The following is a 14567-nucleotide window of genomic DNA, read 5'->3' on the forward strand; positions in this document are numbered from 1 at the left end:
TTCAGGGAGTCCCCTGTTGAGGACTTTCGCGGTTCAATTCCCGGGCCCGTGCTGTGCTTCCAGTACGGCCTTGAGATCTGTCACGGCATTGGGCACTCCGGCGTCGACCGCTTTTCTGCACCACCGCTCCCCGGCGGCCACGTCCCCCTGCGTGGCCAGGAGAATACCGAGCATCGCCATACAACTGCCGTTGCTGACGGCGGATCCCCGGCGGAGCCACATTTCAGCATCCTCCAACTCGCCTCGATTCATGCGCAGGTTGGCCACGAGGTACATGCCGAATTCGTTACCGGCCTGGGCGGCTCGCTCGTACCACCGATCGGCCTCGTCCACGTCGCCCTGCTGCCTCGCCAGCGACCCCGCCTTGACCATGGCCAAGGTGTTCCCGGTGGCAGCGGACTTCCGGTACCAGAAAAGCGCGTCGGCCGTGGCACCGCGCTTTTCGAGCAGATAGGCCAGCCGTGGCATCGAATCGTCGATCCTGGCTTCGCTCGCCTCCCTGTACCACTGTTCCGCCTCGGCCACGTCGCCTCGCTGTTCCAGCAGGGTGCCCAGGAAGTGCATCGCCGTCGGCACTCCCTCCTCTGCCGCGTGCCGGAACCACGGTTCCGCCTCGGCCGGCCGCTGCTGCTCCGCCAGCAGCGACGCCAGCATCAGCGCCGAGCGGAGGTGACCGGTCTCAGCCCCTCGCCGGTACCACTCCTCGGCCTCGACGAGCCGTTCCTGCTGATCGAACACGTTCCCGAGGCTGAGCATCGCGGGGACGTGTCCCTCGCCGGCGGCCCACCGCAGGAACTTCTCGGCCTCGGCCAACTCACCGCGCTCACACAGCAGCGAGGCGAGCAGGGTGAGCAGATCGGCCATGAGCGTGCGCCCCTGCTTCTCGGGCAGGTCGTCCGCCTTCGCCAAAGCCCCGGCGCCTTCCCGCAGAAGCCGCTCCGCCTCCGCCGAGTCACCGCTCTGTACCGCGATGCGCGCGAGATCCCTCATCGCGTCGCACCGCGCCAGAACCTGGCCCGCGTCGTCAGAACCCGCCGCTCTGCGCAGCCACTCTCGCGCGTCGTCGAGACGGCCGCTCTGCTCCAGCAGCAGTCCACCGCGCCACATGGAGAAGACGTCACCACGATCCGCCCCCTTGCGGTACCAGTCCTGGGCGTCCGCGAGTTCACCGCGCTGCTCCAGCGCGGATCCCACGTTGCCCATCGCGGGCACGTTCCCCGCGTCAGCGGCCTGACGGCTCCAACGCTCCGCTTCCGCGGACTCCCCGCGCTCCTGGAGGATCCCTCCCAAGCGGAACATGCCCTCTGCATGCCCGGCTTCGGCTGCTCGCCGAAACCACCGCTCGGCTTCTGAGCGGTTCTCCCGCTTCTGGAACAGCCAGCCCAACTGGATCATCGCGTCCGGGTCGCCGCCCTCTGCGGCTTCGTCGTACTGCTGTTCCGCCTGCTCTTCCATCGGGTCCCGTTCGTCGCGGCGGCTCAAAGGCGGCCTTTGGCGAGATCGTCCAGCATGCTCTCCTTCACGGGTGCCGGGCCGATGCGCTCGATCAGGCGCTTCGCGGTGCGCTTGTCCGTCGTCGCCAGCGTCCTCGCCATGTTGGCGAACGCGCCGTCCCGTTCGTGATCCGTCCTGATGGTCAGCGCGATGCGCTCGGCTTCAGGGGCGTTGACGGCGACCAACTGCTCGGCCAGTACGCGGACAGAGAAGTCCCGACCGTTCTGCACGATGTGGTCTTCGTAGGTGACGGAGTTCGCGATGCGTTCGGCCTCGGCGATGTCGCCCGGACCGATGGCCACCTGAACGGCCAAGTCGGTCAGGGCGGCTGCTCTCTGCCGCGCATTCGGGACGGCGCGGGCCATTCGCTCGGCCTGACGTATTTCTTCTCTGAGGCGGCGTCCCACCATGGCTTCCCCCTGAGGCCCGGGTGACTGCGTTGCTTTTGATGACAGCACGTCAGGTGCGAGGCCGCAAGGGGCGGTGAAGACCTCCACCGGCTCACGGCCGTGACCCTGCACCGGTCATCCGGCCTCGTGCGGTGCTGCTGCACGCGGCGACCAGGTCGCGCATCGTCGGTCGCGGTAGTGATCCGCTCTCGCTGCTCGTCGGTGGGCGGACCAGCCAGGTGGCGCCGTCGCGGATACCGATGACCGGGTGGCGCAGCTCGTTCGAACCGATCGTGTTGCCGCGCGTGCCGGTGGGGGGCAACTCCCTCATGGTGCGTCCTCCGTGGTGTCGTGGTGCGGTTCGTGCGCTTGCCGTCACCGCCGCCGCGCGGGTCGGCGATCGGGCTGAACTGCACTGCCGCCAGGCGTAGTTGGTCGTCCCCGCCGTTACCGCTTGCGTCACGGTCGGCGAGGACGGCGACGCGGGAGTCGCCCCCGGCGCGTTGGCCGCGGTGCGCGCAGTCGTGGCGGGCGTGGCCGATTCCGATCACGGTGTCCCCGTGGACGCGGATGGAGTCGAGCGTCCAGCCGAACGCGTACGTCACGAGGTCGCCGCCGCCGTAGCGATCGAGCAACTGCCCGCGGTCGAGGACGAATCCGAACGGTCCCGACCGTGGTGAGGTCATCGGTGACGAGCGCGGCCAAGGCGTCGGCGTCGCCGGTACGTTCGGCGTCGGCCCAGCGGTCGGTGAGTTCGGTGAGTTCGGTGAGTTCGGTGAGCGACGCGGCGGGGTCGCCCGTTGCGGTCGTCATGACACTCTTCTTCGTACGGGTGCGGGTACGGGCGTGGGCGCGGGCGCGGCGTCGACGGGTCGGTGACGGACGCCGTCAGAGCCAGTACGTGTCGTGACGGCGCATGAACTCGTCGCGCTCCGCGTCGCCCATCGGGTCCTCGGCCAGGGTGGCCAGCCGCTCGGAGTACTCCTCGCGCGGAGCGCCCGCTGAGAACAGCAGCAGCATCGAGGCGGCCTCGCCGGAGTCGTTGCGGAAGCCGTGGACGCCGCCGGGCGGGATTAGGATCTCTAAGCGTTGGATATCAAACGATTAGGTCAGCAAGGATCCGTTGTAGACTCGCGGCCATGCCAGCGCCGCAGGGCCCGCCGTTCGGGATGCATCTCACCCGGGTGGCGAAGGTCGTCTCAGGACAGTTCGACGCGGCGCTCACCGCTGCCGGTGGGTCGCTGCCGGTGTGGCTGATCCTGATGTCGCTGGAGACGACACGGTTCGGCAACCAGCGCGGTCTCGCCGCCGCCATCGGCATCCACGGCGCGACCCTGACCCACCACCTCAACGCGATGGAACGCGACGGCCTCCTCACCCGTCGACGTGCCGACGACAACCGCCGCGTCCACGTCGTCGAACTCACCGAGACCGGCCACGCGCTCTTCCTCCAACTCCGCGACGCCGCCGTCGACTTCGACCGCCGCCTCCACCTCGGCTTCACCCCCGCCGAACTCGCCGCCGTCTCCGCGGCCCTCGACCGCCTCGCCTCGAACGTCACCGACTGACCACCCGCCGCGCGGTTCCGCTGCCCCCCGCCGCCATGACGGGCCGACGCCGTATTGCCCGGTGAGAGCGATGGCGGAGGACACGAGATCCGAACTCGTGGAGGCCTCTACCCGAGATCCGGTACGGCGCTGGCGTGGGCGGCCAGGACGCGCCAGGTGCCGTCAACGTGGATCCAGGTGCGGGTGTAGCGAAGGCGCGCCTTGAACGGATGTCCGCCGGCGGTGCCTTCAAGCCCGGCCAGTACGCGGGTGATCCCGGTGGAGTCCACCACGGTCACGTCCAGGTCCTGCTGCTCGAAGACCTCGACGGCCAAGGTCCCGGACCTGTGCGCCCCCAGGTCCTCCTCCTTCGTCACGGTGCTGCCGTCCGGCCCCGTGTAGACGACCCGGTCGTCCAGGAGCACGTCCAATGCCCGCGCATCACCTGATCGAACCGCGGCCTGCAACCTCTGCTCGGCATCGTGAAGAGCGGCTTCAAGAGCCACCTGATCCATCCCCATCCCCATCCCCATCCTCCTCGCCCTGCCGACCTGTGAATCCTCGGCCGATCGCGACGGTACCCACCTCGCCGGATTCAGCGGTCCCAGCATCGAGGGGCTGGCGGAGACTGCTGGAACGGTCACCGCCGCCGTACGAGATCCGCCCCAGCCTGATCCCGGTCGATTCCCGTCGTGGCCGGCGAGCCTTCTGGAGAATATGGCTTTCGAACCGGTGAGGGGTTGCCTTCAACACGCTCTCCGACGTTCTGCTTTGGTGTGCGCCGGGGCGTGGATGGTCTGAGCTGGGCCGGGGTGGTGGCTCCAGGGCTTGCTGGACGCTCGTGGACGGGGGCGAACGCCCCCGACCTGCAACCTTCGGGGGTGCGGGCGCTGGCCCTGTCAAGCCGGTGTGTCGTGTGGTGGGCTGGGTTCAGCAATCTGGGTCTGGGGGAGGTGTGGGTCTCATCCCTGCTGCTTCTGCCAGCTGCGCTCGTGGGTTGGCCGTCTGGAAGTTGGTGCGGCCAAGGCGGCCAGGTTCGCGTAGCCGGGCCCCTCGTGGTGGCCGTAGGCTGGGCGACTGCGTGTCGGCCCGGGGCGGCAATACGTGTTTTGCGGCTTTCTCTGAAGTTGGTTCTGTGCGGCCTGCGTCCACGCAATGACTGCAGGTCAGGCAGCCTGTTCCCCGCGCGAGCGGGGATGGACCCCGATCTGGAGTTTCCGCCAGGCAAAGGCGACGCTGCTCCCGCGCTCGCGGGAATGGGCCCGCCACCTCCCTGCACAGCGCGGTGATCAAATACCGCTCCCCGCGCCCGCGGGGATGAGCAGCCGGATCTCCGGCGTGCCGTTGACCAGCGTCAACTCCTCGTTGTGCGCGGTGGAGCCCTGCATCGGCACGAAGCCGCAGATCTTCGCGGACTCGCTCTCCAGGTGGTCGCCGACGCGGGTGAAGGCAATGGAACGGGTCAGGCCGCGCATCCGCAGCGGCACCACCAGGCGGCCGTCGGGCTTGAGTTGGTCGATCCACGTCGGCGGGACGTCCCAGGCGTCGACGGTCACCATCAGGACGTCGACCTTCCCCAGGCCGGGAGAGGGCTGGGCGGCGTCGGCCGTGACGACGGTGACCCGGCTGTAGCCGTGCGCGTCCAGCGGCAGGCGGGCCCGGTCGGTCACGACGGGTTCGATGTCCACCGTGGTGACCTGGCCGTCGGCACCGCCGCGTACGGCTCGTACGCCTTCCTCACGCTCACCTCGGGGGTGAACGCGTGCCGGGAGACGGCACGCATCACGGCCTCGACCTCGGGAGTGGTGATCCACCCCTCCGCACAGAGGGTGTCCGTGACGAAGCCGGACCCCGGCTCCGCGCGATGCTCCACACGCGAGAGGCATGGGCATTGGCCGCGCTGGGCAGGACAGCGGCGTTCAACCGCGCTACGGAGCAAGCTCGGCACGTGCTTGCAGCCGCCGGTCTCGACGAGCCGTACTGGATCGGCTACTTCGATCAAGCGGAACTCGCCGGCGTCATCTCGCCCGGCGCGACCCTCGGCTCCACGCCGGGCATGCCGAGGAACAGATCCGCACCGCACTCACCCGTCGAGGACCGGAGGCCGGGAGATCACACGCGTTGGACCGCCTCGGCCTGGCCGAGGTCTATTTCCTCTCCGGCGACCTCACTGCAGCCGTTGCCGAGACCCAGCAGCCTGCGACGTCGCCGAGCGCGTCCACTCCGGACGCGTGCGAGAGGGCATGGCGGAGCTGTGCGCCTACACGGTGGGTCACGGTACTTCGGCACCCGTACGAGAAGCGCGCGCTAGGCTCCGCGAGCAACTCGCCGACTGACAAGGAACGCTGTGACCATCCTCGCCGTGACCGGCCACATGGACCTCACCGATGCTTCTGTCCCCCTGGTTCGCGCAGCCCTCGGCGAGTTGATGAGTGACGTGGCGGACGGTGAACTGGTCGGCGTCTCCTGCATCGCCGCCGGGGCGGACTCCTTGTTCGCCGAAGCCGTCCTCGACGCCGGCGGAAGCCTCGTCGCCGTGATCCCTTCCCGCGACTACCGCGAGACGAAGGTCAAGGATGCGCACGCCGCCCAATTCGACCGGCTTTTGGCTGCCGCCACCGAGGCAGTGGTGATGGACCACGCCACCGCCGGTCGCGACGCGTACGAAGCCGCCAACAGCGAATTGCTGCGCCGGGCCGACCGTCTTGTCGCCGTCTGGAACGGCATGCCGCCCGGCACCGAAGGCGGCGGCACCGCCGACGTCGTCGAAGAGGCCCGCGCCCTCGGCATCCCCGTCACCGTCATCTGGCCGACGGGAGCCGCACGGCGTATCGCGTGACCTCAACGCGTCCCTACTGTCGCTCCCAGCACGCGAGTTGCGAGTGGCGGTGCTACTCGGTCTGCCACCAGCCTTGTCCCGTATGCCAGTCAGTCGCCCAGGTCAGGAAGTCGCCTGCTTGCTGATCCTGAGGTGCATCGGCGTAGGGCGCGGCGCATCCGTCTCTGAGCCACCAGACCTGGCCGCGTTGCGGCCCGGCCACCACCAGGGTCCAGTACGCCCCTGGTCTTCCTTTGCCCAGCAGCGCCGAGCCGTGCAGGTAGGTCTCGTGGAGCAGCGGCGAGTGGAGGGTGTCGTCGGAGTAGTCGTACTCCCACTGCCACTCCTTGGCGAGGGGGAAGGCGATGCCGGGCACCCGTGCGGCGGCGCCGTCGAACGACTCGGGGCTCATCCAGCAGTCCGCCTCCCAGACGAACCAGCTGCCACCGGTCTCAGACGACCAGCCTGCGGGGCACTTACCCCCACCCGGCGCACCGTCAACCGAGCCCTCGCCCAGGCACGTACCCCCGTCGAACGCGGCATCGCACGGCTAAAGTCCCCTTCCGCTACAAAGCTCAGCGTTACCTCAACGCTGTTAAGCCCGCAGATCCGCGGGTGGTGAAATGTGATTGTCCCAAGGCGCCTTGGGAGAAATCCCGCGGATCCAGCAGATTCGCGTGAGGCAACGACTCTGAGCCCAGGGAGGAATTCAGTGGAAGGTTCTAGCGCAGTCGAACGGACCGAGGGGTCGGCTCCCAGACCTCGAACGCGGCGCGCGCCACGTGGGCGGTGGGGAGCAGTGGCGGTAAGCGTGTTCGCCGCAATCGCCTTCATCCTGGCCCTTTCGGCGCCCGCGCAGGCCAATGTGATCAACAAAATGCCGCAGAACGCAGACGGCACGGAGCAGGCATTCTCTCCCGCCTATGACTACGACGGGGACGGCTGCTACGCGACAGCGGCGATCAGCTCTGACGGATACGTCAATCCGGGACTGAAGCCGGGCGGCGCCACAAATGGGCACTGCCACGACTACGGTCAACTCGACCAGTCCAACACCTATTCGCGCAAGTGGTGCAACCACGGATGGTGCGCGATCATGTACGCCAGCTACTTCGAGAAGGACCAGGTCTCGGCATGCGTTTCCGGCGCCTGCGCTGGCCACCGTCATGACTTCGAGCACGTCATCGTCTGGGTCCAGAACAACCAGATCCAGTACGTCTCGGTCTCGCAGCACAAGGGCTGGGAGACCCACGACCGCAGTCAGGTTCGCTTCGACCCCGGCGGTCACCCGAAAGTCGTCTACCACAAGGACGGCGGCTCAACGCACTGCTTCCGATTCGCCAACAGCGGTGACGACGCGGTCGAGAACGTCACGGACAACTGGTTCTTCCCGCGCCTGGTCGGCTGGAACGGCTATCCCAGCGTCGCTTTCCGGAACAAGTTCATCTATCACACGAGTTTCGGCAGCGCCACGATCAAGCTCGGTACCGGCACATTCGGCGACCAGCTCAACCAGGCCAGGGGAAACCGGTACATCCCCCTCGACCTCCAGGGCGCATGACGCCTGCCGCCCACGCGGAAGCGCCCCGTTAACCACGGTGCGCTCCAGAGTGGTCACCCCGGCCAGCCCTGACTACCACGACGCCCCCGCCGACGCGGGGGCGTCGTGCGTGTCGGTCCGTTGTCGAACCCGCTGGCGGCGCGGATACCGGAACCGCCGCTCCCACTTGGGCAACAGCGGCTCGATCCGCTCCCACGGCGCATCCGATACGACTCACGGCGAGGCTCCCCCGACCAGCCCAACGCCGAACTCGGAGGCCGGACTTAGGCAGCCGCAGAGGTGGCGCATATGTGCGGTCAGCCATACGAGGTGACCTATCCTGCCAGACCACGGGACAGGGCGGGACATCGGAGCGCGGGGGATAGGCATGGGCGGACAAGACGTCGTTCTGCGGAATCGGTATCGGTTAGTGCGGTACGTCGGTTCGGGGGCGATGGGTGAGGTGTGGCGCGCACGGGATCTTGTGCTGGGACGCGAGGTCGCCGTCAAACTTCTTCACTCAGGCCTAATGAACAGTCCCCGGTTCTCCGAGCGTTTCCGGGACGAGGCGCGCATTCTGGCGAGCCTGAAGCATCACGGCGTCGTGACCGTCCACGACTTCGGCGAGAGCGACGACCCGCGTGCCGCCTTCCTCGTGATGGACCTGCTCGACGGGCGTCCCCTGAGCGAACTCACGGACTTGGGCGAGCCGCTGGGCGTCGTCCGCACGCTGACGATCGTCGTGCAGGTCCTCGACGCCCTTCGGGCAGTGCACGAGCGCGGGATCACGCACCGGGACCTGAAGCCGGCGAACCTGATGCTCGGTGACGGTGACAAGGTGATTGTCACCGACTTCGGCGTGGCCCGGGCGGTGGGAGCGGCCCGGCTGACCTCCCACGGCATGGTCATGGGTACCCCTCAGTACAGCGCCCCGGAACAGGCCGGGCCGGGCGAGGTCACGGCGTCAGCCGACTTGTACGCGGTCGGGGTCATCGCGTACGAGTGTCTGTGCGGTCAGCCGCCCTTCTACGCGGAGGACCCGGAGTCCTACGTCGCCCTGCACGCCTCGGCCCCGGTACCGGACATGCCCGAGGGGATCCCGGACGTCGTGCGGAAGCTGGTGCTGCGCGCGCTGTCCAAGGCTCCGGAGGACCGGTTCGCCGACGCGGCGGAGATGGCGGACGCCGTTCAGGCCGCTCTGGTCGGCCTCGGCGCCGATGGCGTATCGCGGTGGCGAAAGGGGGATGGCACTGCGGACCGGGCCTCCCGCACCGCGCCCGGTCGCCTCGCCGCCGTACTGCGGAACAGGGCCCAGGCCGGCCGGGGCGGCACGTCGGTGCCCAAACAGCGCCCCTGGCCCACCCCGTCGGTGTCCTTGGGCGCGGAGCCGGGTCGCCGCCGCGTGCGCGCGATTGTGCTCACGGCGGCCGCGGTGGTGCTCTGCGTCGGCGTGGCGGCAGTCCTGACGATGCCCCAGCACCACCGAGCGCGTCCGAGTGCGTCCGGCCCGCCCTCGCTCCCCGCTTCTGCGAACTCGGCCCCCACGGCCGGGGGCCCGCTGTCCACCGCGCCCCATCCGTCCCGTTCGCCGCGCCCGACGCACCACGGCGCGGCGGGCGGCCCCGCCGTCGGACCCGGTACGGAGGCCACGGGCGGCCCTCCCACGGGGGGCCCTGCCACGACCGACCCCACCACGCCGTCGACGGTGCCCACCCGGGCCCCGACCACTCCGGCGGGCGGCCCGTATTCCATCACCGCTTCTGTCACCTGCGACTCGGGAAAGCCGGTGGACGACGGCCTCTACGTGCAGGCGGACACGGGGAGGGGGGAGGCCACCAAGGTCGTCTCGGGCGGTGTGACGACGTGGCGGCGCACGCTTCCCAAGAGCGAGTACTACACGATGCACATCGGCTGCGGCACCGACGCGAACCGTGAATGGGAACCCCTGATGTCGGACGGGACGCGAGGTCTGCACACCGAATGGGTGACCGGCACCTACCACGCCTTCGCCTGTCACGACGTCCAAGGGGCCGCGGGATACGGCAAGTGCGAGGAGCGTCCCGGGGCGTAGCCCGGCATGGGGGCATCTCCAGCGAGGCCGGGACGCCGACGGGCGTCACGGCGCCGGTGCGGACCGACGGGCCGGGGCTGCGGTGCGAGGCGGACGGCGTGCGGAGCAGGTCCAGCGGCAGGTGACGCGCGGACGCTCGCACACGGGGCTCGTCCACCGACGCAGGGCGCTCCCGAACCGGTGCTCCGTCTCTCGGTCGTCGGGGGTGAGCGCCGCGAGGTGCTCGCCGATCCGGTCGGCCCCCTTCGGCCATCGCCCCCTGACGTTCTTTTGGAGCCGGAGGAGGGACTGGAGGATCTCGATCCGGTCATCGGTGTTGCGGAAGGCGAGCATCCCGTGGATTCCCGCCGCGCGGTCGAGGTCCCGCAGAGCGGGGCCGTACCGGTCAAGGTGGGTCAGCGTCCCGCATCGGGCCACCAGGATGTCGGCGAAGCTGGTGCGGTAGGTGTCGGGGAACCGTGCGGCGAGGTCCTCGCGGAGCCGGACGGCTCTGTCGAACGCCTCCAGAGCCTCCTCGGATCTCGACAGTGCGGTCAGGCACCGCCCCTGAATACTGAGCATCTTCGCCAGGCTGGCCCGGGTGTCGGGGAGGACGTCGCGGAACTGCTCCTGGATGCCGATTGCGCTGCCGATCGAGGCAAGGGCCTCCGGGTGCCGTTTGAGCCCGTGGAGGTACGCTGCCCGGTTGCGGAGGGCGGACGCCAACTCTGCCTGCCCGTCAGGGCTAGAGTCGGCCAGCTTCCTGTGGATCGCGATAGCGTGATCGATGACACGGAGTGCTTTCCCCCGTCGGCGCACGCAGTTCAACAGCGTCGCGCGGGTCCTGAGCACCGAGGCGTACAGGGACCTCTCCTCATCTGTGGCCCTGGCCCGCGTCAGTCGTTCGAGCCTTTTCTCGGCCCGGTCGGCGTACGCGAGACCGTCACAATACCGACCCGCGTCGAACAGCCTGAACGCGACCTCGCTCTCAGCCCGTGCCAGGTCCGCGAGACGTGTGCGGCGCTGAAGCGAACGGATCGAGCCGTGGCGACTGTACGACCGGCGGCGGTCGGACACCTGGCGGAGCGCCGCGGACAGGGCCAGTTCGGCGAGCATTTGCGTGCTCTGGGGAATTGCCTCAAGAAGAGCCGTCACGGCCCGGGCGTCGGTGAAGGATTCCATCCGCACCTCCCGGAGGGCCTCGGACAGGACGCGGCTCGTCCGGGAACGGAGCGCCACCTGGACAGCCGGTCGGGCGAGCCGCTCCGCGTGCTCGGTGATCAGCTCCCGGACAGGGCCTTCGAGGAGCGGAGTCTCGTCGGCCAGCGGGCCGAGGATTCCCAGGGCGCGCCCTGCCTGCCGGTCGCTGACGGCGGGAAGGACTCTGGACAGCAGGGCGCGCCCGTCGAGCTCCTCGGTGAGCGCCTTTTTCAACCAGTGTTCCGCGAGGCTGTCCGGTTGCAGGCTGCCCCAGTACTCCTGCCCTCCGGAGGACGGGTACAGGTCGCTGATCGTGGCGGCGAGGCGGCGGCGATCGGCTGTGGCGGCGGGGCTCGGTCCGGTGTCCAAGGCAGCAAGGGTGCGTTCGGCCTCGTCCCTGTCTGCGGCCCCCACCAGGAGGGCGGCGGTCAGCGCGGTCACGGGCGGCTCGTGACCGAGACCCCGGGACTCGGCCATAGACGCCCAGTAACGAGTCTCGTGGGCCAGGATGACGTCCATGGGCGCTTTCCCGCCAGTGGTTCTCCCGTCGACCGACGCCGCTTCAAGCACGGCGGCCAGCGCGGCGTTGTGGAGCGTCAGCGGATGACCGTCACGCAGCACATCCGGGGAGGGGGCGTCGAGCGGCAGGGGATCGAGGTCGGTGTGTGCGTAGCCCTCGACGCTCCGCAGTGCCGCCGCGAAGCACTTCACGGCCTCGGCGTAGGTCTCGGCGCGGTCCGCTTCCGCGAGCGGGCCCAGTTCGAGGGGCGGGTGCGAGAGGACCTGGTATTTGTCCTCTTGCTGAAGTTTCTGCCACCATTCCCCGTCGCTGCGAGCCAGCATGAGGACACGGACCTGGCTCAGCGGTGTGTCGAGGGCGAGGGTGTTGATCAGCGCCCGCATCGCGGTGACGTTCTTCTCGGCGTAGTCCACGACCAGCAATACCTTGGAGGTGGTGCGGGCGACTGCCTCCGCGACGTCACGCGACCCTGCCTCAGCGGGTGCGGCGCAGGCGGCCGCGTGCTCCGGGGTGCGGAGACGGCCGACGGTCCAGCCCTCGCTCAGAAGTTCCGCCGCCAGCTCGCGGGCCAGCCGGGTTTTCCCCTGGCCGCCTTTCCCGATCACCAGGCGTCCCGAGAGGGCTCCGTCGGCCGCGCACCACTCCCTCAGCTCGACGAGTTCCGCGCGCGACCGGAAAGGCACCGTCTCGTATTCCGGTCGGAGCAGGCAGGCCGGGGTCCTCGGGCGGATGTCGAGGTGCCAGGGGGCGAGGTATCCCTGGAGCTCGGCGGATTCCAGCATGAGGGGGCGCCCGGTCGCCTCCTCCACGAGCGCGCGGAATTCCGCACTGCGGGCCATGACGTACACCGGCAGCACACTCAGCCGTCTGCTTCCGAAGTTCTTCCGATCCTCGATGACGATGCCGCACACCAGGCGGCCGCAGGTCACCGCGGCCCCTGACATGCCGGCCCATCCCGAGCCGCCGGACGGGTCCCGGTCCGGGGCGATGACCAAACCCAACTGATATCGCTCCGCGCGTTGCCCGGCGAGGGGGCCGATGGACCCCTCGACCTGATCGGAATCACCGCCGCTGTCGGGATGACGGCGCACACTCGCGGGCAGCCCAACCGCGCTGACACGTACGGGTGAACTCCCGCTCAGCACACCCCACCTCAGCTCGGCGGTGACATCGGGCGGCCGCCAAGCGCTGTCGGCGGATTCCACGACCCGCAGCACAGCGGCGTCAAGGTCGCCGTCCCCCAGCCAGGCGACGGCGGCGCGGACGAGGCCGGGGCGGTTCAGGAAACGCACCGCGACGGTTTCCAGATGCCGCTCCTCGTCCAGCAGTACGTGCCGGGCAGTGAGGATCAGGTTTCCCCCGATCCACGTCCCGGTCCCGATCCGCACCTCGCCGCGCGGCAGGGGCTCCGCGAAGACCTCCATCACGCGACTTGTTCCACTGCTTTTCATGGCGTCCCTTCCGTCGGCTCGGCCTAGAACTCCGGGATCGCGGGGAGGGTGCCGTTCACCAGGATGTCGTGGCCGCGATCGTCCAGCGGGGAGAGCGTCAGCTTCAGGCGGTGCGTCACGGTCGAGGTCCGGTCCACCTTCCCGCTGAGCACGTAGACCTTGGCCCCGGCCCCGCCCGACCGGACCACGGACACGTCGAATTCGAGTTCCACCGGCCCGACCCTGAACCGCAGGTCCTGCCCCGCGCCCTCAGCCATCGCCGCCTGGAGTTCGGCGCGCACCCCGAGCACCGCCGCCGCGAGGCCCACGCTCGCGTCAGTGTCCACGAATGTGCTCCCAGGCAGGGAAGCCATGTCCATGGAGCGGTGCGGCCACACCGCGGGGGAGGGCCGGAGCCGCATCGAACTTCGAGATGTTCGAGTCGTTGCAGGCGCACAGTGACGCGACTCCCAGCAGGAAGATCGCGCAGCCCAGAGCGCCCCTGCGCCTGGTGTTCCCCGGTCCGCGGCTTTTCTTCTTGTTCATGTCCTCGGCAGCTCTCTCTTCGGCGAGGGGGCCCGATCAGTGCGTGTCCCCCCGTGGTTTCCTGCGGTGCCGGCCGCGCCGGAACCGGCCACTTCGAGCAGCCCCCGACGTGGCAGTGTTGCGTTCCCAGCTCACCACGACATGACCGCGGGGCACCTCCCGCGTTGAGCTGACGATGAGCTTCGGCGTGGTGTTGACTGACCGTCATGAAGGTGTTGCTCACAGGTCCCGTCCGTCGGCACAGGGAGATGGTGATCCTCCTGCAGCCAATGGGGTTCGCCCTTCTCACGGTGCCGCGGATCGACCAGCTGGCGCTGGCGGGCCACTGGCCGGACGTCGTTCTGCTGGAGTGCGACACGATCAACAATCCGGTTCTGGGAAAGTGCGGACGGCTGCGTGCCGCCTGCGGCGCCCCGATCGTCGCCATCACCCGGCACGCCGACACGGATGCCTGGAAAGCCGGGCGCGAGGCGGGGATCGACGAATTCCTCGTGGAGCCGTTCAGCCTGGATGAACTGGTCGCACGGCTGCGCATCGCGGGACACCCGGCCCCCGCCGTCACGACGGGAAACAGCAGCTCCCACATCGCCTACGGACCGCTCCGGATCTCCCAGGAGTCCAGGAGGGTGACCGTGCGCGGGACCGAAGTGGAACTGCGGCCGACAGAATACGAGTTGCTCGTGACGCTGGCCCGTCGGGCCGGCCAGGCGCTGAGCCGGGACCATCTCGTCAACTGCCTGTCACGCAACGGTGCGAAGGACCCGGAACGGGCGCTCGAAGTGCATATCCACGAACTGCGGTCGAAACTGGCCGTCCCCGGCCTCATCGCGACGGTGCGCAACGTCGGATACCGCCTCATCACTCAGGAGAGTTACCGGCGCCTGGAGGGGAACTGAACACGGTCCGTGTCCCACAGGGAGTGGCCGCAGAGCCACGGCCGCCGAGATCGCCGGACTGGTGGCGATCATCCAGCACCACCCCGGTGACCAGCGCGACCCGCTCGGCCACTCGCGTCCGCCGGGGACCACCAAGG

General features: G+C 69.1%; 15 protein-coding genes and 1 pseudogene. 6 read left to right on the forward strand and 10 right to left on the reverse strand.

The features are described 5' to 3' along the window. Window positions 1-33: 33 nt before the first annotated feature. The 4 genes from ACZ4EF_RS00095 to ACZ4EF_RS00110 form a co-directional block, all read right to left on the reverse strand. On the reverse strand, window positions 34-1455 hold the full coding sequence (locus ACZ4EF_RS00095; protein ID WP_467501875.1) for a tetratricopeptide repeat protein: 1422 nt from the start codon (window positions 1453-1455) through the stop codon (window positions 34-36). A gap of 23 nt (window positions 1456-1478) precedes the next feature. Further along, complete coding sequence (locus ACZ4EF_RS00100) at window positions 1479-1904, reverse strand: hypothetical protein (RefSeq protein WP_467501877.1); 426 nt, start codon at window positions 1902-1904, stop codon at window positions 1479-1481. A gap of 91 nt (window positions 1905-1995) precedes the next feature. Then, window positions 1996-2214 carry a hypothetical protein gene (locus tag ACZ4EF_RS00105; protein ID WP_467501879.1) on the reverse strand — a complete coding sequence of 73 codons (219 nt, stop codon included), beginning with the start codon at window positions 2212-2214 and terminating at the stop codon, window positions 1996-1998. 557 nt (window positions 2215-2771) lie between these two features. Further along, on the reverse strand, window positions 2772-2903 hold the full coding sequence (locus ACZ4EF_RS00110) for a hypothetical protein (RefSeq protein WP_467501881.1): 132 nt from the start codon (window positions 2901-2903) through the stop codon (window positions 2772-2774). A 119-nt stretch (window positions 2904-3022) separates the two neighbouring features. On the opposite strand from ACZ4EF_RS00110, the gene ACZ4EF_RS00115 reads away from it, so the two are divergent. Beyond that, window positions 3023-3451, forward strand: coding sequence for a MarR family winged helix-turn-helix transcriptional regulator (locus ACZ4EF_RS00115; protein ID WP_402710405.1), 429 nt, complete (start codon window positions 3023-3025; stop codon window positions 3449-3451). A 107-nt stretch (window positions 3452-3558) separates the two neighbouring features. Here ACZ4EF_RS00115 and ACZ4EF_RS00120 read toward each other — a convergent pair whose 3' ends face one another. The 3 genes from ACZ4EF_RS00120 to ACZ4EF_RS00130 all read right to left on the reverse strand — a co-directional run bounded on the left by ACZ4EF_RS00120 (window position 3559) and on the right by ACZ4EF_RS00130 (window position 5303). Next, window positions 3559-4041 (reverse strand): nuclear transport factor 2 family protein, encoded by a 483-nt coding sequence (locus ACZ4EF_RS00120; protein ID WP_391042429.1) that lies wholly within the window; start codon window positions 4039-4041, stop codon window positions 3559-3561. 678 nt (window positions 4042-4719) lie between these two features. Next, window positions 4720-5118: a class I SAM-dependent methyltransferase gene (locus ACZ4EF_RS00125; RefSeq protein WP_391159172.1), complete on the reverse strand. Its 399-nt coding sequence runs from the start codon at window positions 5116-5118 to the stop codon at window positions 4720-4722. Next, a complete protein-coding gene (locus tag ACZ4EF_RS00130) occupies window positions 5097-5303 on the reverse strand; it encodes a hypothetical protein (protein ID WP_467501883.1) in 207 nt (68 codons plus the stop codon). Before ACZ4EF_RS00130 ends, ACZ4EF_RS00125 begins: the two co-directional genes overlap by 22 nt. A gap of 474 nt (window positions 5304-5777) precedes the next feature. Here ACZ4EF_RS00130 and ACZ4EF_RS00135 point away from each other — a divergent pair, with 474 nt between their 5' ends. After that, window positions 5778-6269, forward strand: a complete 492-nt coding sequence (locus ACZ4EF_RS00135; RefSeq protein ID WP_467344494.1) for a hypothetical protein — start codon at window positions 5778-5780, stop codon at window positions 6267-6269. A 52-nt stretch (window positions 6270-6321) separates the two neighbouring features. Here the strand turns inward: ACZ4EF_RS00135 and ACZ4EF_RS00140 are convergent, their stop codons facing one another. Next, complete coding sequence (locus tag ACZ4EF_RS00140; RefSeq protein ID WP_467502652.1) at window positions 6322-6660, reverse strand: hypothetical protein; 339 nt, start codon at window positions 6658-6660, stop codon at window positions 6322-6324. Window positions 6661-6693: 33 nt separating this feature from the next. On the opposite strand from ACZ4EF_RS00140, the pseudogene ACZ4EF_RS00145 reads away from it, so the two are divergent. From ACZ4EF_RS00145 to ACZ4EF_RS00155, 3 genes and pseudogenes are all read left to right on the forward strand, one after another. Further along, window positions 6694-6807, forward strand: a pseudogene (locus tag ACZ4EF_RS00145) (IS5/IS1182 family transposase); the annotation flags it as partial. A 318-nt stretch (window positions 6808-7125) separates the two neighbouring features. Beyond that, complete coding sequence (locus tag ACZ4EF_RS00150) at window positions 7126-7809, forward strand: NPP1 family protein (protein ID WP_467501885.1); 684 nt, start codon at window positions 7126-7128, stop codon at window positions 7807-7809. 367 nt (window positions 7810-8176) lie between these two features. Further along, window positions 8177-9859, forward strand: coding sequence for a serine/threonine-protein kinase (locus tag ACZ4EF_RS00155; protein WP_467501887.1), 1683 nt, complete (start codon window positions 8177-8179; stop codon window positions 9857-9859). Between the two features lie 45 nt (window positions 9860-9904). Here the strand turns inward: ACZ4EF_RS00155 and ACZ4EF_RS00160 are convergent, their stop codons facing one another. Continuing rightward, entirely contained in the window at window positions 9905-12502 is a 2598-nt protein-coding gene (locus tag ACZ4EF_RS00160) for a P-loop NTPase (RefSeq protein ID WP_467501889.1), read from the reverse strand. 530 nt (window positions 12503-13032) lie between these two features. Next, on the reverse strand, window positions 13033-13335 hold the full coding sequence (locus ACZ4EF_RS00165; protein WP_355335899.1) for a trypco2 family protein: 303 nt from the start codon (window positions 13333-13335) through the stop codon (window positions 13033-13035). Window positions 13336-13782: 447 nt separating this feature from the next. On the opposite strand from ACZ4EF_RS00165, the gene ACZ4EF_RS00170 reads away from it, so the two are divergent. Beyond that, the gene (locus tag ACZ4EF_RS00170; protein WP_355335901.1) at window positions 13783-14430 is read left to right on the forward strand and encodes a response regulator transcription factor; all 648 of its coding nucleotides are present in this window, start codon (window positions 13783-13785) and stop codon (window positions 14428-14430) included. The last annotated feature ends 137 nt before the right edge of the window (window positions 14431-14567 follow it).

The organism is Streptomyces sp. NPDC025721 (genome assembly GCF_055558595.1).